This is a genomic window from Massilia sp. CMS3.1 (assembly GCF_051262535.1).
GTDB lineage: Bacteria > Pseudomonadota > Gammaproteobacteria > Burkholderiales > Burkholderiaceae_D > Telluria.
In genome coordinates this window covers 80,716-98,540 of sequence record NZ_JBIMES010000004.1, presented here as the reverse complement: position 1 = coordinate 98,540, position 17,825 = coordinate 80,716, and the positions used below count along the sequence as shown (strand labels likewise).

24 protein-coding genes are annotated in these 17,825 nt (G+C 65.2%); 4 read left to right on the top strand and 20 right to left on the bottom strand.

What is annotated here, in order from left to right:
* Window positions 1-9: 9 nt before the first annotated feature.
* From ACHAC9_RS08295 to flgB, 3 genes are read right to left on the bottom strand one after another with little or no spacing between them, the layout of a single operon-like run.
* Window positions 10-681 carry a flagellar hook capping FlgD N-terminal domain-containing protein gene (locus ACHAC9_RS08295; protein WP_435758991.1) on the bottom strand — a complete coding sequence of 224 codons (672 nt, stop codon included), beginning with the start codon at window positions 679-681 and terminating at the stop codon, window positions 10-12.
* Window positions 682-683: 2 nt separating this feature from the next.
* On the bottom strand, window positions 684-1,088 hold the full coding sequence (gene flgC, locus ACHAC9_RS08290) for a flagellar basal body rod protein FlgC (RefSeq protein WP_435758989.1): 405 nt from the start codon (window positions 1,086-1,088) through the stop codon (window positions 684-686).
* 3 nt (window positions 1,089-1,091) lie between these two features.
* Window positions 1,092-1,454 (bottom strand): flagellar basal body rod protein FlgB, encoded by a 363-nt coding sequence (gene flgB, locus ACHAC9_RS08285; protein ID WP_435758987.1) that lies wholly within the window; start codon window positions 1,452-1,454, stop codon window positions 1,092-1,094.
* 72 nt (window positions 1,455-1,526) lie between these two features.
* Here flgB and flgA point away from each other — a divergent pair, with 72 nt between their 5' ends.
* Window positions 1,527-2,228 (top strand): flagellar basal body P-ring formation chaperone FlgA, encoded by a 702-nt coding sequence (gene flgA, locus ACHAC9_RS08280; RefSeq protein WP_435758985.1) that lies wholly within the window; start codon window positions 1,527-1,529, stop codon window positions 2,226-2,228.
* Here the strand turns inward: flgA and flgJ are convergent.
* From flgJ to ACHAC9_RS08195, 17 genes are read right to left on the bottom strand one after another with little or no spacing between them, the layout of a single operon-like run.
* Window positions 2,218-2,934 (bottom strand): flagellar assembly peptidoglycan hydrolase FlgJ, encoded by a 717-nt coding sequence (flgJ, locus tag ACHAC9_RS08275; protein WP_435758983.1) that lies wholly within the window; start codon window positions 2,932-2,934, stop codon window positions 2,218-2,220. The two genes, flgA and flgJ, sit on opposite strands and share 11 nt — an antisense overlap.
* Window positions 2,921-3,349, bottom strand: coding sequence for a flagellar export chaperone FlgN (gene flgN, locus ACHAC9_RS08270; protein WP_435758981.1), 429 nt, complete (start codon window positions 3,347-3,349; stop codon window positions 2,921-2,923). Before flgN ends, flgJ begins: the two co-directional genes overlap by 14 nt.
* Window positions 3,346-3,621, bottom strand: a complete 276-nt coding sequence (flgM, locus tag ACHAC9_RS08265) for a flagellar biosynthesis anti-sigma factor FlgM (protein ID WP_435758979.1) — start codon at window positions 3,619-3,621, stop codon at window positions 3,346-3,348. Before flgM ends, flgN begins: the two co-directional genes overlap by 4 nt.
* Window positions 3,622-3,656: 35 nt before the next feature.
* Window positions 3,657-4,586 (bottom strand): flagellar motor protein MotB, encoded by a 930-nt coding sequence (locus tag ACHAC9_RS08260; RefSeq protein ID WP_435758977.1) that lies wholly within the window; start codon window positions 4,584-4,586, stop codon window positions 3,657-3,659.
* Between the two features lie 3 nt (window positions 4,587-4,589).
* On the bottom strand, window positions 4,590-5,501 hold the full coding sequence (gene motA / locus ACHAC9_RS08255; protein WP_435758975.1) for a flagellar motor stator protein MotA: 912 nt from the start codon (window positions 5,499-5,501) through the stop codon (window positions 4,590-4,592).
* Between the two features lie 42 nt (window positions 5,502-5,543).
* Window positions 5,544-6,293 carry a FliA/WhiG family RNA polymerase sigma factor gene (locus tag ACHAC9_RS08250; RefSeq protein WP_435758973.1) on the bottom strand — a complete coding sequence of 250 codons (750 nt, stop codon included), beginning with the start codon at window positions 6,291-6,293 and terminating at the stop codon, window positions 5,544-5,546.
* Between the two features lie 13 nt (window positions 6,294-6,306).
* Complete coding sequence (locus tag ACHAC9_RS08245; RefSeq protein WP_435758971.1) at window positions 6,307-6,783, bottom strand: flagellar basal body-associated FliL family protein; 477 nt, start codon at window positions 6,781-6,783, stop codon at window positions 6,307-6,309.
* A 16-nt stretch (window positions 6,784-6,799) separates the two neighbouring features.
* On the bottom strand, window positions 6,800-7,981 hold the full coding sequence (locus ACHAC9_RS08240) for a flagellar hook-length control protein FliK (RefSeq protein WP_435758969.1): 1,182 nt from the start codon (window positions 7,979-7,981) through the stop codon (window positions 6,800-6,802).
* A complete protein-coding gene (locus ACHAC9_RS08235; protein ID WP_435758967.1) occupies window positions 7,978-8,295 on the bottom strand; it encodes a hypothetical protein in 318 nt (105 codons plus the stop codon). The genes ACHAC9_RS08240 and ACHAC9_RS08235 overlap by 4 nt, the downstream gene beginning before the upstream one ends.
* Window positions 8,288-8,677, bottom strand: coding sequence for a flagellar export chaperone FliS (gene fliS, locus ACHAC9_RS08230; RefSeq protein ID WP_435758965.1), 390 nt, complete (start codon window positions 8,675-8,677; stop codon window positions 8,288-8,290). The genes ACHAC9_RS08235 and fliS overlap by 8 nt, the downstream gene beginning before the upstream one ends.
* Before the next feature lie 10 nt (window positions 8,678-8,687).
* A complete protein-coding gene (gene fliD, locus ACHAC9_RS08225; RefSeq protein ID WP_435758963.1) occupies window positions 8,688-10,040 on the bottom strand; it encodes a flagellar filament capping protein FliD in 1,353 nt (450 codons plus the stop codon).
* A 22-nt stretch (window positions 10,041-10,062) separates the two neighbouring features.
* Entirely contained in the window at window positions 10,063-10,497 is a 435-nt protein-coding gene (fliJ, locus tag ACHAC9_RS08220) for a flagellar export protein FliJ (protein WP_435758961.1), read from the bottom strand.
* Complete coding sequence (fliI, locus tag ACHAC9_RS08215; RefSeq protein ID WP_435758959.1) at window positions 10,494-11,810, bottom strand: flagellar protein export ATPase FliI; 1,317 nt, start codon at window positions 11,808-11,810, stop codon at window positions 10,494-10,496. Before fliI ends, fliJ begins: the two co-directional genes overlap by 4 nt.
* Complete coding sequence (gene fliH, locus ACHAC9_RS08210; RefSeq protein ID WP_435758957.1) at window positions 11,807-12,493, bottom strand: flagellar assembly protein FliH; 687 nt, start codon at window positions 12,491-12,493, stop codon at window positions 11,807-11,809. Before fliH ends, fliI begins: the two co-directional genes overlap by 4 nt.
* Window positions 12,490-13,509, bottom strand: coding sequence for a flagellar motor switch protein FliG (locus ACHAC9_RS08205; RefSeq protein ID WP_435758955.1), 1,020 nt, complete (start codon window positions 13,507-13,509; stop codon window positions 12,490-12,492). Before ACHAC9_RS08205 ends, fliH begins: the two co-directional genes overlap by 4 nt.
* The gene (fliF, locus tag ACHAC9_RS08200; protein ID WP_435758953.1) at window positions 13,490-15,184 is read right to left on the bottom strand and encodes a flagellar basal-body MS-ring/collar protein FliF; all 1,695 of its coding nucleotides are present in this window, start codon (window positions 15,182-15,184) and stop codon (window positions 13,490-13,492) included. Before fliF ends, ACHAC9_RS08205 begins: the two co-directional genes overlap by 20 nt.
* A 19-nt stretch (window positions 15,185-15,203) precedes the next feature.
* The gene (locus ACHAC9_RS08195; RefSeq protein ID WP_435758951.1) at window positions 15,204-15,539 is read right to left on the bottom strand and encodes a flagellar hook-basal body complex protein FliE; all 336 of its coding nucleotides are present in this window, start codon (window positions 15,537-15,539) and stop codon (window positions 15,204-15,206) included.
* A gap of 417 nt (window positions 15,540-15,956) precedes the next feature.
* Here ACHAC9_RS08195 and ACHAC9_RS08190 point away from each other — a divergent pair, with 417 nt between their 5' ends.
* From ACHAC9_RS08190 to fliP, 3 genes are read left to right on the top strand one after another with little or no spacing between them, the layout of a single operon-like run.
* Entirely contained in the window at window positions 15,957-16,739 is a 783-nt protein-coding gene (locus tag ACHAC9_RS08190; RefSeq protein ID WP_435758949.1) for a FliM/FliN family flagellar motor switch protein, read from the top strand.
* The gene (locus tag ACHAC9_RS08185; RefSeq protein WP_435758947.1) at window positions 16,740-17,078 is read left to right on the top strand and encodes a FliM/FliN family flagellar motor switch protein; all 339 of its coding nucleotides are present in this window, start codon (window positions 16,740-16,742) and stop codon (window positions 17,076-17,078) included.
* A complete protein-coding gene (gene fliP, locus ACHAC9_RS08180) occupies window positions 17,075-17,824 on the top strand; it encodes a flagellar type III secretion system pore protein FliP (RefSeq protein ID WP_435758945.1) in 750 nt (249 codons plus the stop codon). The genes ACHAC9_RS08185 and fliP overlap by 4 nt, the downstream gene beginning before the upstream one ends.
* Window position 17,825 lies beyond the last annotated feature (1 nt).

Below are 17,825 nucleotides of genomic sequence, written 5' to 3'. Positions count from 1 at the left end.
CCTTGAATATTAGTTGGCGGCGACCGCGGGGGCCTTGCCGTTGAAACCAGTGATGGCGCTTGGATCGACGTCGCCGACGCCAGCGACCTGCAATACGACGGAGCCGGTACCCGACAGGCGTACGCTGTCGACGCGGCCGGCGATTTCGACGGGCACGCGTGCACCGTCGGCGATCTGGCCCGAGATCGAGTAGCTGCCCGGCGCCAGGCCCAGCGCGCTCGGGTCGATCGTGAAGCTTGTCGCGCCGGCCGTGTGGAACGGCAGGGCGACGCTGTGGTTCCGGCCATCGGCGCCGGTCAGCACCAGGTTGGCGCTGCCGGCGGCAGGCAGATTGATGCTGCCGCTGAGCGGGCTGCCGTCCAGGCGCACGCGATCGGTGGCGACCGTCACTTGCGAGCCGACCTGGCCGCCCATCGCCAGCACTTGCAGGCTTTGCAGCACACTGCCGCTGGCGCTGGTGGTCTTGGAGAGGCTTTGCAGCGCTTCGGTCTGCGACAGCTGCGACAGCTGGTTGACGAACTGGCTCGGGTCCGACGGCGCCAGCGGATCCTGGTTGCGGATCTGCGCCACCAGCAGCTTGGTGAACATGTCCTTGGTCGCGCTGACATCCGCGCCGGCCGATACCGGCTCGGTGGCGCCGCTGGTGTTGTTCGCGCTTGCGAGAGAATTATTGGTCAGCATGATCAGCTTTCGCCCAGTTTCAGCAGCGACTGCTGCATTGATTTGATTCGGCCCAGCACCTCGACGTTGGTCTCGAAGGCGCGCGAAGCGGACATCATGTCGGCCATTTCGGCTACCGAATTCACGTTCGAGTAGACGACCATGCCTTCGGCGTTGGCCAGCGGATTGCCCGGCTCGTAGACCTTGCGCACCGGGTCCGCGCTCTGGACCACGTCGAGCACCTGCACGCGCCCGCCAGCGTCGTTGTCCATGACGGCGGCGAACACGGGTTTGCGTGCGCGGTAGGCGTCGGCTTCCGACGAGGCGGCGGTGTCGGCGTTGGCCAGGTTCGATGCGATCGTGTTCAGGCGCACCGACTGCGCCGTCATCGCCGAACCCGCAATACTGGAGATGTCTTTAAAACTCATGGTTTATCGTCCGTCGATGGCTTTTGCCAGGCCGCGCAGCTTCATGTTGATGAAGGTGAGGCTGGTCTGGAAGTCGGAGGCATTTTGCGAGAACGCCGCTTGCTCGACGCCGATTTCAACGGTGTTGCCGTCGGCGCTAGGGTGGAAGGGAACGCGGTACAGGGTGTCGGCGTCAAACGTCGCCGTAAAGCCGTCCGCATCGTCGGCCGCACGTTCCTGCAGCATCGCGCCGAAGTCGACGTCGCGCGCCGTATAGCCCGGCGTGCTTTCGTTGGCGATGTTCGCGGCCAGCACTTTCGTCCGCTCGGCGCGCACGTGCAGCGCGTCGGCATGCACTCCCAGTGCGTCCTTAAAATTAATCGTCATCTTCGATCTCCGTCGTGAACTGCAGTGTGTTTCGTTAGAATGGGTAATTCTTTCATGCCGGGGTGTGTCGCAATGATTGTTCGTGCTGCTTGTGTTCTCGTCCTGCTCTCTACGTTGCCAGCCTTCGCTGCGCCATCCATCACCAGCCAGGTCGAGGAGGCTGCCCGCGCCCAGCTGGAAAAGCAGGCTGCCGCTTCCGGTCTGGCAGACGCCCGCTTCGAGCTGACCGTGGTGCCGCCGCGCGTGGCGCCAAACTGCCCTGGTCCGGTCGAGGTCGACACACTCGATACCCGGCAGGCAAGCCGGATGCGTTTTGCGGTGCGCTGTCCGCAGGCTGGCAGCAGTCGCCTCGAATACATCGTGCGGGCGCGCATCTCGGCGTCGGTGGTGGTAGTGGCTGCAGCAATCGCTGCCAACGAACTGCTGACCGACCTCCATCTTGCTATAGCGCAACGAGACATTACCACCATTGCCGATCCAGTTGTCGCCACGCAAGATGCTGTAGGGCAAACGAGTCGTCGTTCGTTGCGTGCAGGCGACGTTCTCCGTAGCAGTTCGCTAACAGCACCTGTTTTGGTGAAACGCGGGGACGCGGTGGTGATGATCGCGCGCATCGAAGGGATCGAGGTCAGCACGGCTGGCGAGGCGCTCGATGCCGGTGCGAAAGGGACAACGATTCGGGTGCGCAACAGCACCAGTGGGCAGACACTGCGCATGCGCGTTACCGCGCCTGGCACTGTCGAGCCGGCCGAGATGCCTCGCATCAACCGTTAGTTCCTTGCAATTTTCCGGCCAGGCGCGCCAGCTTGGCGGCGTAGGCCGGATCGGTGGCATAGCCGCCTTTCGCCAGGCCCTGCGCGAAGGCGTTGGCGTCGCTGCCAGCGCCGATGGCGCCCTTATAGCGTGGGTTATCGAGCAACATCTGGGCGTAGTCGCGAAAGGCGCTGGCGCCATCCGGATACGCCCTGAATTTCGCGCTCGTCTTGACCGCGGCGCCACCGACGTATTCCGTGGTGGCCGTTTCGCTGGTGGCGCCTTGCCAGGCGCTGCCGGCCTTGATGCCGAACAGGTTATGGCTGCTGGCACCATCGACATTGCGGATCGGGCGCTGGCCCCAGCCCGATTCGAGCGCGGCATGTGCCTGCACCAGTTCGGGCGCGACGCCCAGCTTGTCCGCCGCTTCCTTCGCCCATGGTGCGATGCTGTCCAAAAACGCCTGCTGGTCGTCGTTGGACGAGCCGTCGACTTCCGGCGCGCCCAGTACCGATTGCGCGCTCCGTGCATGCCAGAGGCTGCCTTCCGGCGTCAGGTCGGGCATCGAAGCGCCGCCGCCGTTCTGGATGAAGTCGACGACTTCGCCCTGCACGTCGGAGAACGCGCGGCCGAAGCCGCTGCCGCCACCGATCGCCGTTGTCGGGCGGGTCGCTGTGGTCGGCACCGTGGCCGAGACCGGGGAGCTTGAAAAATCAGCGTGGCGCATAGGTTCCGTCTCCGCCGTGCAGCACGCGCCCCATCAGGGAAAATTGCTCTGCCAGCAAGTTGCTGTTACGCGTGGTGGCAGCCTTGCACGCGAGGACCAGGCGTTCCAGTTCAGTCCAGGCGGCGGCCAGTGTCGTGCGGCCTGGTTCGGCCTGAGTGGCGATGAAGCCGCCCATCGTGCCTTCCTGGCCGTGCAGCGCGCGCACCAGTGCCACGCGCTGGCGGCGGCGTGCGTCCATCGCATCGAGTGCCGGCGCCAGTTCCGCGGCCAAGGCACCGAGTTCGGCGCTCTGGTGGCGCAATGCAGCGTCGAACTGGCGCTCCAACAGGGCCTGGATCGCATTCGCGGCGTCCAGGTCCTGTTGGATGCCGTCGACCAGGGTGCCCACTGCCTGCTGGCGCGTCATGCGGCTCATCCCCGGCCTCCATGGAAACGCTGGATCAGGCCGGCAAGGCGCGCCGGGTCGAAGGGGAGCTCGCCCTTGGCCAGCGCATCGCGCAGTTCGGCCACGCGGGCGGCATCGAAGTCGGGCATGGCGGCAAGCGCCCTGGCGGCCGGCTGCAGCACGCTCGATTCCAGGGCAGCGGAGCTTTGCAGCGCTGCCGCAGGTGCGGCCGGGGCCGCAGCAGCAGTGGCGCCACCAAGGGCGGGCGTCATGGTGGGAGCGCCGCTTCCAGTGATTTTCATGCGGTTACCTCGGGTTTTCGATTGAATCGTCATGGTCAGTTCGCCAATTGGCCGCGCAGCGTCGCCGCATCGCCTGCTTTGCCGCTGCCGGGGGCGCTGACCGACACGCCGTCAAGGAGCGCTTCGGTGGCGCCGGGTGCGCCGAACATCGCCGCCACCGAGCGCGATTGGGCGCGCGTCAGGATCATCAGTTCGATGCGGCGGTTGATGCCGGCATCGGTGCGTTTTTCGTCGAGCGGCGCGCGGTCGGCCATGCCGACCACCTGCAGCACGCTGTTGCTGCGCATCCCGCCCGTCAGCAGCTGGGCACGCGCCGCCATCGCGCGGTTCGACGACAGCGACCAGTTCGACATGCCGGTCTTTTCCGCAAACGTGTACTGCACCGAGTCGGTATGGCCGACGATCAGCATCTGGTTTTCCATCTGCGCGAACAGCGGCGCCATTTTCTGCAGCAGGCGCACGAAGCGGCCGGTCGGCAGCGCGCTGCCGCGCATGAACATGCCCTGGCGGTCGGTATCGTGCAGCATCACGCGCAGGCCGTACGGCGTCACTTCGGACTGGAGGTTCGCCGCCAGGCCCGCGTCTTCACTCATCTTTTCCAGTTTTTTCGACAGTTGCTTCAGGTCGGCCGGCGAATCATAGGATACGCGCGCATCCTTGCCTGGGCCGGTACCGTCGTGCAGGGTCGGGAACCGTTCGATCAGGCTGCCGCGCGGCGCGGTGGCGATTTCGGGACGGTTGCCCGGGCCTTCGAGCTGGCCGGCGGCGGCGTCGCGCGTCATGCTCTGGATCGCTTCCTTTTCACGCGCGGCCATCAGCCACAGCACCAGGAACAGCGACAGCAGGGCCAGGCAAAAGTCGGCGAACGCGACTTTCCAGGCGCCGCCGTGCTCGTCGTGGTCGTGCTTGCCGCCGCCACGCTTGATGATGGTCTGTTCGTGGTGCTTGTCGTTAGGAGCGGACACTGCTTACCCCGTCATGCGGTCGCTGTTGCGGCGCCGCTTGTTCTGCGATTCGTCATCGCCGCCCATCGCATTGATCCACTGTTCCAGCTGGGCGAAGCTCGGCTTCGTGTTGAGCTGGATCAGGCGCCGTCCGGCGTCGATCGCCAGCAGGGCAGGCTTGCCTGCCACGTGGGTGCACAGCACGACTTTCACGGTTTCCATGGTCGACGCTTCGCCGTTCACTAACTGCTTCATCATGTTCGACAGCGGGTCGAGCAAGCCGTAGCAGAAGAAGATACCGATGAAGGTACCGACCATCGCCGCGCCCACTTTTTCCGCGATCGCGCCCGAATCGGCGCCTTCCGCGACCGAATACATGGCCATCACGATGCCCAGCACGGCTGCCAGGATGCCGAAACCCGGCATGCCTTCGGCAATCTTGTGCAGCGACTTCGACGGCTGCATGAGTTCTTCGTGGATCGCGCCGAGTTCCTGCTCGAGCACGCCTTCCAGTTCGTGGGCGTTGATTTTGCCCATCGCCATCAGGCGGAAGTTATCGACGATGAAGGCGAGCAGCTTCGGCTCGTCCAGGATGCGCGGGTAGCGCTGGAAGATGGCGCTGTCTTTTGGCGCTTCGACGTGGGCGTCGAGCGCCTTCAGGCCGCCGGCGGCCAGTTGCAGCAGTTCGTACATCAGCAGCAGCAGCTGGCGCTGGAATTCCGAGTCGTGTTTTTTGCGCGACGCGATTTTTTTCAGCTGGTGCGCCATCTCGCCCAGCACGTGCTTTTCGTTGCCGATCACCAGCGCACCGAAGGCGGCGCCGACGATGATCAGGATTTCGATCGGGTGCCAGATCGCAACGACCGTGCCGCCCATCAGTGCGAAGCCGCCGAATACGGAGCCGAGCACGATGAAAATACCTAGGAATTGCTGCATTACAGGCCTTTCTGGATGAGGATCATGGTGTTTCTTTTCTTTTCAACGCGCCCCGAGGGCCGCTTTCATCTTGGCCAGCGCGCTCTTGTTGAGCTGGCAGACGCGGGCGTCGGACAGATCGAGCACGGCGGCGATTTCTTTGTAGCTGAGCTCGAACTCGTAGATCATCTGGATGACGCGCTGCTCACGCTCGGACAGCGCGCCGAGTGCCTGCTCGAGGCTGCGCCGCACCATAAATGCTTCTTCCGGACCGGCCGTGCTGTTGGCGGGATCAAGCGCTTCCTGCAGCACGTCGTCGAAGCTCAGCATCTCTTCGGCGCCGTCGTCCAGCAGATGCTGGTAATACGCTTCCTGGCTGATGCCCAGGGAGTCTGCCGCCTCCTGCGGGCTCGGCTCGCGGCCGAGATTGCGGGTGAGGGCGCGCAGGCCGTCACGGACGCGGTGCGCATCTTGGCGCACCGCGCGCGGACGCCAGTCCTGGCGGCGCAGCTCGTCCAGGATGGCGCCGCGGATGCGCAGCGAAGCAAAGCTGCCGAAGCCCGTGTCGGGCGCGCCGTAGCGGCGCAGCGCTTCGAGCAGGCCCATCAGGCCGATCTGTTCCATGTCCTCGCGCGCCATCATGCCGGACACCTGCGAGTTCAACTGGCGCACGATGCGTTTCACCAGGGGCGCGTAGGCCACCAGGTGCTGCTGCTCTTCGCGCGGGCTCATGTTGGCGGCAGCCGATACCTCGCGGTATTCGCTGCCGCCGGAAGCATCGGCGTAGTCGGCGTAGTTGTCGGAAAAGGCCACGTGGTCCCCGGCCTTATTCAACGATCAGCTTGCCGATCATGACCTCGCCGAACGGTTTTTCCCGTTCCTCGCTGGCATAATTGGCGTCAAACGTCTTGTTCAGCAGCGCGGCGACCTGCTCGACGGTCATGGTCGAGGCTTGCGCCAGCGTGTAGCCGGAGAGCGAGCGCACGGCGATCGCGCGCAGCAGCGGCAGGTGTTCCTTGGTCGGCTTCTCGCCCTTGGCGTCGGTCGCCAGCACCAGGTCGGTCGACAAGTAGTGCGTCGTCGCTTCGTTCGGGCCGCGCTTGAGCATCACGATCACTTTGTCGAGTGTGACGTACTTGACCGGCTCGCCTGATTTTTCCTTCTTCGGCGCAGCCTTGGCCGTCGATTGCGCGCCAGGGGCAGCTTCCTGGGATTTCATCCACCACATGGCGCCACCGGCCGCACCCCCACCTACGAGCAGGATGGCGACAACGCCGATCATCATCTTGAGCTTGCTGTTCATTATTTGTCTTGGTTAATTAGCTACGGCCTTGGCCGCGCCCGTTCAATGAGAACGGGGAAGTACCGGTATTTGCTTCGGCCAGGGCCGTACCCGGGTCTTGTTCCTGCTCGCGTCCATCCTGCTGGCGGCCACGTCCTTCCCCACCGGCGAACATCGGTGCCCCATTCGCGCCGCGTGGTGCCGGCGCAATGTTGACTGCGACATCGGTGAACTGGCGCTGTGCCAGGTCGTTGCGCAAGCCTTCGCTGACCGATTGCAGCTGGCGCAGTACTTCGCCGTGGGTGGCCGTGATATGCACTTCGAGCGAACCGGCGCTGTGGCGGATCGCGATCTCGACGCGCCCCAGCATCGGCGGATCGAGACGGATCACGGCTTGCTCGGCGTTCTTGCCGACTTGCAGCTGCATACGCTCGCCGAGCGCTTCCTGCAGGGTCTGGCGCCATGCGGTCGGCGGACCCGACAGCGTCACGGTGTCGGCCGTGCGTTGCGACGTGCCCGCGGCCGGTGCCTGGACGCCGGCGGTGTGGGCGGCGCCACGCTCGGGGCCTGGCGCGGCCTGGTCTTGCGGCGCGTCGCGCAGCGCCGCCAGCGTCTCGGCCGGCGGCGCGACGGGTGCGCCAGCCTTCGATGCCGCGCCTGGTGCTGGCTGGACCGGCGTTTCTGCCAGCGTCAGGGCAGGTGCGGCAGCCGGCAGGCCAGCGAAGTCGGCGCGGCCTTCGCGCTTGGAAGAGGCGGTACCCGCCGGCAGCGAAACGTCGGTATCGGCAGCCGGTGCGGATGCTTTAGGGAGCGGCACACCCGGCAGCGCGGCAGCAAGGGCCGCCAGCGTGGTTTGCGCGACCGGCATCATCGGCATCGACATCGTCATCGCGCCCAGCAGGGGCGCGTCGGCGTTTTGCTGCTCCGCGGCCGTGGTCTCGGCCGCGATCTCGTCGGCTTCAGGCGCTGCGTTCTCGGGCCTAGCGGCGACAGCGCCCGGCGGCGCCGGAATAATCTGTTCCAGGCCGAGCCATTGCGCGAACGCCAGCGCCGGCTGGGCCGGGGCGGGCTGCGCGCCGTCCTGTGCCGGCGTTCCAGGCGACTCGACTGCCGCACCCGCCACATCCGGCGTTATCGGTGAGCCGGTCTCGTTCGCCGCTGGCGTTGCGCTCTTGGCTGCTTGCGCCGGCTGGTTCAGGTTTGTCAGGGTCAGGTTCATTCGTGGTGTCCGGCGAGTTCCGTATCGCTGGAGAGCGCATAGGCGATCCAGCCATCCTTGTTGTTACGCATGTCGGCAAGACGCGCGCCCAGCGTCTCAAGCGCTTCGGCGCACGCTGCGGCCGCGCCGTCGTGGGCCGCGCGCAACTGCGCCAGTGCGGCCAGTTCGCTGCGGTTCCACGCGCCGCGTGCGCCCAGCGTCGCCAGTTGCGGCGCCAGCGCGCTTGCCAGAAGGCCCAAACGCTCCCAGTCGCGCGCAGCGCCGGCGTCAGTGAAGGCAGCGACAAGCTTGCCGATCGCAGCGCTCCTAGGCATTGCGTGCCTGCACGCCTTGCCAGCCCTGGCGGATCGTCGTCAGCACGCCGACCACTTCGTCGACCATCGCCGGGTCCAGCTTGATGCCGGCGCTTTGCAGGCGCGCCGAGCAGAAGTCGTACAGGTTGGCCAGGTTGACGACCGTGTCGCCGCCGCCCTCGAAGTCGAGCGAGCTCGACAGGCCGTTGATGATTTCGCAGCATTTGTCGATGCCGATCGCTTTTTGCTCGTAACGCTTGCCGACGATGTGGCCGCGTACGCGCGCCAGTTCGTCGAGCAGGCCGTCGGTCAGCAGCAATACCAGCTCGACTGGCGTCGCGCGCGCGGTCTGGGAATCGAGGTTGACAGCGTGATAATTGCCGTAGGCTTCTTGATAGGACATGGCTATGAGTTTAATCTTTTGAGCTGCTGAACAAAGCGTCGAACAGCGAGGTGTTATAGGACATGTTGCTCTGAACGGATTGCAGTTGGGTGAACTGCGCCAGGTAGCGCGAATAAGCGCTGTCGTACTGTTTGTCGAGCGTGGTTTGTCGTACTGTCAAGTCGACCTGCAACTCGCTGACGGCATTCTTGCGGCTGCCGATCTGGCCATTCGCGCTGTTGGTCCACAGCTTCAGGTAGCCGTCGAGCTGGCCGGCGATGCCGCTGGCGCCGGTCGTGGCGGTGCTGCCGATCAGGGTATCGAGGCCGGTCGGGTTCAGCGCCAGCGCCTTCGTCAAACGGGTGCTGTCGAGCGTGAGCGTGCCCTGGCGGTTGGCGGTGATGCCGAAGTTGGCCAGGCTGGTCGCGCCGGCAGTGCGCAGGGCGCTGATCATGCGGTCGCGCAGGGCGCGTACGCCGCTGTCGCCGGAAAAGGCGCCGGGTTCGCCGCCGCTTTTCGGGTCGCCCGGGCTGACCAGGCCGTCGATGGCCGTTTTCAGCTTGTTGTAGGCGTCGACAAACGCCTGGGCGTTTGCGCTCGTCTTCGTGGCGTCCGAGGCAACCGTCAGCGTGACCGGCGCGCTGCCGGGCGCCTGTGCTTTCGAGAGCGTCATGGTGACGCCATCGACCACGGAGAGCGTGTTGCTGGCCTGGCGGATTTCGGTACCGGTGCTCGATCCGACGCGTACCACGGCGTCGAGGGCCTGGGTCAGCTGATTCGGTGGGGTGGCCAGTTTCGCTGCAAGAACGGGGTCGGCGCCGGTGCTGCTGAGCGAAATGGTATTCGCCGCGCCCGTCGTTTTCGACGTCAGCACCAGTTCCGAGGTGCCGCCGGTGGTCACGACCGCAGCCGACATGCTGGTGTTGCCGGTCGCGCCGTTGATCGCCGCCGCCAGCTCGCGCACGGTCCAGGTCGGCTTGGTACTCAGGTCGACCATAAACGAACTGGCGCCCACGCCCAGCGTCAGCGAACCGCCGCCCGTGAAATCGGCCATGCCGCTATACGACACCTTGTTCGCGCTGGCGACCTGTTCCACGAAAAAGCTGTAGGTGCCCGGCGCGGCGGTCGCCGTCGCGCTGGCGCTGGCGACGGCGGTGTCGCTGAAGACCGCGCTGCTGGCAGAAATCGTCTTGTTCAAGCCCGTCAGCGTGGCGAGGGTGCCCTGGAAAGCAGTCAGTGCGGAACCAAGCGTGTTCAAGCCTTTTTCGGTGGCGGTGGCCTGCGCGCCCTGGCGCGTCAGGATCGACTGGCGCCCGGCCGTGAAGGATTCGGCCAGGGCTTGCGCGGTGCTCGCCGGATCGTAGGTGTTCGAAATAGCTGCCATGAGTTCTCCTTGATGTCCGGGCTTACGCCCGGCCTGCCAGCCACGATTGGGTGGCGATTTCGTCTTCGCGCTTGCGTGCCGCACGATCCTGTTCCCGCGCAAGCGCGTCCTGCTGCTGCTCAAGCACCTTGCCGAGCAGTTCGCGGCGTGCCCACGCCGTGCTCAAGTTGCGCTGCGAGACCGCCATATTCGCCTCGTGCAGCTGGAGGTCGGTACGGTGATTGTCGGCCAGCGCAAACACGGCCTGCTTGTAGTGGCCGCAATTGAGGGCCAGCGCCGGCGCCAGTCGCCCCGAAGCGCCGCTGCCTTCAGCCAGCGACGTCAGCCGCGCGAGGTTGGCCTGGTAGCGCGCCCGTGTCGCTTCCTGGCGCGCCAGTTCGGTCTGCAGCTTGTCGACCTCGATGCTGCGCAGGTCGACCAGCGTGTCCAGGCTCTTGATTTGGTCTTTTCGCTTCATGCCATCATCCCTTGCAGTTGCGGTACGCAGGCGTCCATTGGCGCGCCTTCGCGCGTGCCCTGGCACAGGAAAGCTTCGATGTGCGGCTGCAGGCGCACTGCGCGATCGGTTTCCGGATCGGCGCCCGGCGTGTAGGCGCCCAGCGGAATCAGGTCGCGCACGCGCGCATGGCGGGCCATCGTGGCTTTCAGTTTGCGCGCCGCGTTCGAATGCTCGGGCGTGACCACCTGGGCCATGCAGCGGCTGATCGACTGGGCGACGTCGATCGCCGGATAGTGGCCCGCTTCGGCCAGTTCGCGCGTCAGCACGATGTGGCCATCCAAAATCGCACGTGCCGTGTCGACCACCGGATCCTGCTGGTCGTCGCCTTCGGCCAGCACGGTATAGATCGCACTCATGCTGCCCTCGGCGTTCTCGCCATTGCCGGCCGATTCGACCAGTTGCGGCAGGTTCGAGAACACCGACGGCGGATAGCCGCGCGTTGCCGGCGGCTCGCCCAGCGACAGCGCCACTTCGCGCAGCGCCATCGCGTAGCGGGTCAGCGAGTCGACCAGCAGCAGCACGTTCTGGCCGCGGTCGCGGAAGTGCGCCGCGATCGAGTGGCACAGTTCCGTGGCCATCACGCGCATCATCGGCGACTCGTCGGCTGGCGCGACGACTAGCACGGCGCGTTTCAAGCCTTCCGGGCCGAGCGACTTCTCGACGAATTCGCGCACTTCGCGGTTACGCTCGCCGATCAGGCCGACCACGACCACATCGGCCACGGTCTGGCGCGTGATCAGGCCGAGCAGCACCGACTTGCCGACGCCGGAGCCGGCCATCAGGCCGACGCGCTGGCCCTTGCCGAGCGTGAGCATCGAATTGATCGCGCGCACGCCCACGTCGAGCGGCTCGTCGACCGGGGTCTTGCGCAGCGGGTTCACTTTCGGTGGCGTGAAGTTCAGCGGCTGGTCGCCGCCAAGGCGGCCCAGGCCATCGATCTCTTCGCCCAGGCCGTTGACCATGCGGCCCAGCCAGGACGGGCCGATCATCAGGCTGGCGGCCGTTTTTTCCGGCAGCACGCGTGCGCCCGTCGCCAGGCCGTTCGCCTTCTTGAACGGCATCAGGTACGAGACCTTGTCGCGAAAGCCCACGACTTGCGCGTCGAGCCAGCCACCGTCATTGAGTTCGACCCGGCAGCGCTGGCCGGTGTGCAGCTTGCAGCCGACGCTTTCCAGCAGCAGGCCTTGGGCACCGACCAGGCGGCCGGTCGGCGTGGCGACCGGCACCTCGCCGATGTCGAGCGAACGCAGGGTGTCGAGCAGGGCGGTCATGCCTGTTCTCCTTCGGGGACGGCGAGGGCATCCTGCACCTGCTCCATGCAGGCGGCGAGGCGTCCCTGGCAGCCGGCGTCGACTTCGTGGTCGCCCGCCTTGACGCGGATTTCGCCCGGAATGAGGGATGGATCGGCCAGCAGGTTCCACTTCTTGGCGCGCTTTGGATCGAGTTCGGTCACGCGTTTGAGTTCTTCCGGATTCATCAGCACTTCGATCGTGTCGCGCGCCGGCGGCATCGCGGCCAGCGCTTCGTCGACCAGGGCCAGCAACTGGGTCGGCTGCAGGGCCAGCTCGGCGCGGATGACCTGGCGCGCGATCTTGCCGACCAGGTCGACCACTTCCTTGCGCTGGGCGGCCTTGAAATCGGCCTTCAGCTTTTTCAGCGCTTTCAGGGCGGCGTCGATCGGTTTGCCGATCTGGTCGAGATGGGCCAGCGCCTGGGCGCTGCCTGCTTCGAGACCGGCAGCCAGACCGTCGGCCTGGCCGGCGGCAAAACCTGCGGCGCGCGCTTCTTCGAAGCCGGCGTCGTAACCGTCTTGCTGGCCCTGGCGATAGCCGGCTGCCAGGGCACCCTCCCAATCCTGCTCATGGGACGCGTCGCCACCCGCGGCGGGCGACGCGCCATGCGAACCGCGCACCTGGGCGAGGGGCGGAAAGTGAAAAGGCCGGAACTGCTTCATTCGGCGGTGGCCTCGGCGAACAGTTGCACGTCGATCTCGCCGGCATCCGCCAGCGCTTTCACGGCAACCATGATGTCCTTGCGCGTCTGTTCGATGCGCGACATCGGCACCGGACCCGAACGGCGCATCAGGTCTTCGAAACTCTGCGCTTGGCGCTTCGGCATCGCCATCAGGATCGCGTCGCGCAGGGCCGGCTCGGCGCCCTTCAAGGCGATCGCCCACTGCTCGAGCGGAATGTCGTCGAGCAGGCGCGTGATGACCTGTTCGGTCTGGCGCGAGAGGATGAAGAAGTCGTACATCGACATCTCGATCTTGGACACGACCTCCGGATCGTGGGCGCGCAGCAGTTCGACCATGCCGGCACGGTTGCTCGGCAGGCGGTTCAGGATCTCGGCGACCTGGCGCACGCCCTCGACGCTTGCACTTTGCGTGTCGAGCGCGGACAGGCAGCGCGTGACCAGGTCTTCGAGTTCCTGCAGCAGGTCGCGGTCGATCTCGTCCAGGCGCGCCAGGTTCAGCAGCACCAGGTCGCGGCTGTTTTCAGGCAGCCCTTCGATGATCTGGCCGGCCAGCGCCGGCGACAGGAAGGCGAGGAACACGGCCTGCATCTGCACGTGCTCGTGCGAGATGAATTCGGCCAGCCACTTCGGCGAGGCGTACTGCAGGCGCGCCATCATCGGGCGGATCGCATCGCCATAGATCGTGTTCAGCACGCTGTTGGCGATGTCGCTGCCCAGCGCCAGGTCGAGCGAGCGCTTCAGGTAGGTGCGCGAGGCGCCATGCAGGCCGCTTTGCTCGCGGTAGTCGTCGAAGAAGTTCTGGACGGCGTACTTGACCGAGTCGACCTTGATGCCGCTCATGCGCGACATCACCTGGGTCAGCTCGATCAGCTCATCGCGCTCGAGGCAGCGCAGCACGGCGGCGGCCGGCTCTTCGCCGATCGACAGCAGGACGATCGCAGCTTGCTCGACCGGGGTCAGGACGACGCCCTCGGCGTTATTGTTCAGTTCGGCCATGTTTTTTCTGCACCCATTGTTTGACGACTTCGGCGACGCGCTCCGGCTCTTTACCGGCAAGCACCTTGAGGTGATCGACCATCACATCCACGGCGGAACCGGCCGGCGGCAGATCGTAGTTCTCCAGCAGCGGCACCATCGGCATCGTGCCGACACCGCCTGCGCTGGCGCCAGGGGCGGCCAGGGCCGGCGCGGTACCGGCAGCGGTGGCATTCGGCAGCGCGGCGGCAGCACCCGTACCCGGTGCCGGCAGGGCCGGCGTCATGCGCGCCGTGACGGTGCGCAGCATTGGACGGGCCAGCAGCAGGTAGGCGAGCAGGGCACCGACGATCCAGAGGCCGTAGCCGGTAGCGTCGACGATGGTGTCGCGCTCCTGCCACCATGGCTCCACGAGCGGCGGCGCCGGGAAGTTCAGGCTCGATACGGCCAGCACGTCGCCACGTGCGGCATTGATGCCGAGGCCGCCGGTCAGTATTTTCTCGATGTTCGCCAGCTCGGCAGGCGTGTAGCCGGCCTTGGCATTCGCGGCGCTCGCATTGTTCAGCACCACGGCGACGGACAGCTTGCGCAGGCGGCCACGCGAACGCTTGATCTGGGTGATCGCGCGGTCATAGGCGTACTGGCGGGTAGTCGCATTCTTGCGCGAGTTGTCGTTGCCCTTGTCGGCAGCGGCGCCGTCGGCGCCAGCCGGTGCCGCAGGATCGGCAGGCACTGGCGGACGGTTCGACAGCGTGCCCGGCACACCCATCGCCAGGCGGCTCTTTTCCATCTCTTCGCGCGTCGCTTCGCTGGTGACCTTCGGCGCTTCGCCGTACTTTTCCTGGGTTTCTTCGATCTTGTCGTTGTCGATGTCGGCGGTGACGCTGACCTTGAAGTTGTTCGCACCCAGCACAGGTCCGAGCAGCTCGGCGACGTTGTTACGCACTTCGTTCGACACGCGCTGCGCGGCCGCATCGCCCTGGCCGCCACCGTCGAAACTTTCCGACAGGTCGACACGCGAAGACAGGTAGTTGCCGGCCTGGTCGACCAGCGACACGCGCGCCGGACTGAGGCTGGCGACGCTGCCGGAGACCATGTTGACGATCGCGGCGATCTGCTCGTTGCCGAGTGTCTTGCCTGGCTTGGTCGCGATCACGACCGAGGCCGAGCTCTGGTCCGAGGCGCCGGCCACGAACGAGTTGGTCTTGGCGATGGCCAGGTGCACCCGTGCCGACGCGATGGAATCGAGGCTCAGGATGCTCTGTGCCAGTTCGCCTTCGAGGCCGCGCCGAAAGCGCACGTCCTGCACGAACTGCGACACGCCCAGCGGATCGTTCTTGTCCATCAGCTCAAGGCCGGCCGGCAGTTGCGCAGTCACGCCCTTGGCGGCGAGCAGCATGCGCACCTTGCCCAGTTCGTTCGACGGCACCATCACCTGGCCGCTGTCCGGATGGATGCGGTAAGGGATCTGCTCGGCCTCGAGCACGGTCATCATGTCGCTGGCGGCGACTTTTTCGCGCGCCCCGAAGACCGGCTTGTAGTTGGCCTGGTCCTGCCACATGAACATCATGACGGCGGCGGTAATGACGACAGCCAGCACCAGCAACGGGGTCAGGTTGTTGCGCAGGGCAGGAGGCAGGCCGGGCATCGCGCCGAGTTTCGCACCACCGAAGACATTCTTGAGTTTCGAAATCACGTTGGGTTTTTCCCTTGAATCAAACTGGCAGCTTGATCAGTTCATCGACCGCGCCCATGACCTTGTTGCGCACTTGCATGAGCATCGAGAAGGACAGGCTGGCTTCCTGGCTGGCGAGCATCGCGCCGACCAGGTCGTCGCTTTTGCCGCTGTCGACATCGGCCATCTTGACGGATGCAGCCTCGCCTTGGGCGTCGACGCTCTGGATCGCATTCTTCATCGTCTGGGCGAAAGAGAAGTCGGTCTGAGCTGCAGGCGTTGCCATTTCGACAGATGGTGCGATCGCCATGCGCTGCGCTTCATTTGTCAGAGCAGCAAGGTCGGCTTTAATCTGGCCGGCTAATTCAATTCCCATTTGTTAAATCCTATGCGTTGAATGTTGCATGTGGGTGACAGACTAAGTATCTTTTTTGCGACATTTGACGATTAAAATCTAGGTTCGCAGCGTCAAATGTTAAATATTACGCATGTAAAACATGCATCAAACGACCATTCAAAACCCGGCGGATTTCACGATTTTCCCTCGTAGAGCACCTGTGTTTCCCAGGAAGCCGCGCACATCCAGATACGATCTTACCGTAGGGCAATGGGGAATTCAAAGAGGAATATCGAGTGAGCGGAAACATCTAAGCAGGTATAATTGTTGCCTTCGGGAATGAAATAAAAACACGTCCCTTTTGATCTCATCAATTCGTCATTTATGCCGATTAACAATTCAACTGTTCAAGAGCGTCCGCATCAAGTGCTCGATCCGGCTTTATTAGGCCGGCCCGTGCATTTACTGCCGTCGTTTGCCGGCGCCTTTGCCGAGGACATGACGGCGATGCTGTCTGCGCCAGGCTGGCGCCGCTATTGGAGCAGCTTCGAACTGGCCGCGGTCGTCTTCGAGCGGGCGCCCGACAGCAGCAGCTTGCGCTGGCTGGGCGTGAGCGGTCCGCACGGCAGCACCGCCGTCGCTTTCGAGCGTGCCCTGCTGGTGGGCCTGCTCGAAGCGCGCTACAGCGGCAAAGGCTCGGCCAGGGAGCTGCGCGATCCGGCAGGCGAGCGGGTCACCGCCACCGAAGAGCGGCTGGCGCATACGCTGACGCAGCAGTTGTCGGAAGTATTGGCGATGCGCGTACGCGTGGCTGCTGGTGCCGCCGGCGTCGATGTGGCGTCGTCGCCGCTGTCGCAGGTCGTCCCGGCCACGCCGGGCAAGAATGCATGGGCCCTGGCCATCCTGCTGCGTGAACCCCAGGGCGGCAGCACCGCGCGCTGCTATATCGCGCCGGATGCCCGCATGATGGGCCTGATCCTGCAGGCGCTGCAGCCGGAGCGCCCGCAGCGCGCACGTCCGGCCGAATCGATCGGCGCCAGCCTGAAGGTCAAGCTGGACGGCCGCCTGGTGACGCATGAGATCACCCTTGAAGCGCTGTTCGGCTTGAAGGTGGGCGACGTGATTCCGGTTTCCGTCGGCCGCGCCGACGTATTGCTCGACGAAGCGCGCCTGTTTACGGCGGCCGTCGCCGAGCACAAAGGCAAGCTGTGTTTAACCTCTTTTGAAGACGCTGAATAAATGGACATGAACCTCAACGAGCAACTGGCTGTCGACGTCCTCCTGGACGACAACGTGGAGATCGGCGCGCCGGTGCGCAATACGCGCCTGCCGCAGATGATGCGCCGTATCCCGGTCACGCTGACGCTGGAAGTGGGCTCGGCCCGCATCTCGCTGCAGGATCTGATGGACCTCGGCCCGGCGAGCGTGCTGCCGCTGGACGCGGTGGCCGGCGAGCCGCTCATCATCAAGGTCAACGGCGCCCCGATCGGCCGCGCCGAAGTCGTGGTCTCGGGCGAGCAATACGGCCTGAAAGTGATCGATCTCGACGGCCTGAATCTGGACCTGATCACGGCATGAAGATAGTCGGGAGCGCCACGGTTTCCTTGTTGGCTGGCGCCGTTTTTTTCATCGCTGCAGCACCCGCCGGCGCCCAGGACCTGATGGCCGGGGTGATCCCCGGTGCGAATACCGGGATGAGCGTCAAGTCGCAGATCCTGGTCCTGATGACGCTGCTCGGGCTGTTGCCGGTGCTGGTCATGATGACCACCTGTTTCACGCGCTTCGTGATCGTGCTGTCCCTGCTGCGCCAGGCCCTCGGCCTGCAGCAGGGCCTGCCGAGCCGCGTCGTCACCGGCATCGCGCTGATCCTGACGCTGCTGGTAATGCGTCCGATCGGGGTGCAGGTCTGGAACGAGGCCTTCCTTCCGTATGACCAGAACAAGATCGGCCTGGAGCAAGCCTTGAAAACGGCCGAAGTCCCGCTGTCGCGCTTCATGCTGGCCCAGACCAGCAAGAGCGCGCTGGCCCAGGTTGCCCACCTGGCCGGCGAAGCCCCAGGCATGAAGGCGCAGGACCGCGCCTTCACGGTGAAACTGGCCGCGTTTGTCCTGTCCGAATTGAAGACCGCGTTCCAGATCGGCGCCATGCTCTTCATTCCCTTCCTGATCATCGACCTGGTGGTGTCGTCGGTGCTCATGGCGATGGGCATGATGATGCTGTCGCCGCTCGTCATTTCGCTGCCGTTCAAGCTGCTGCTGTTCGTGCTGGTCGACGGCTGGACCCTGACCGTCAACACGCTGGTCGGCAGTATCCACGGCTATTAGG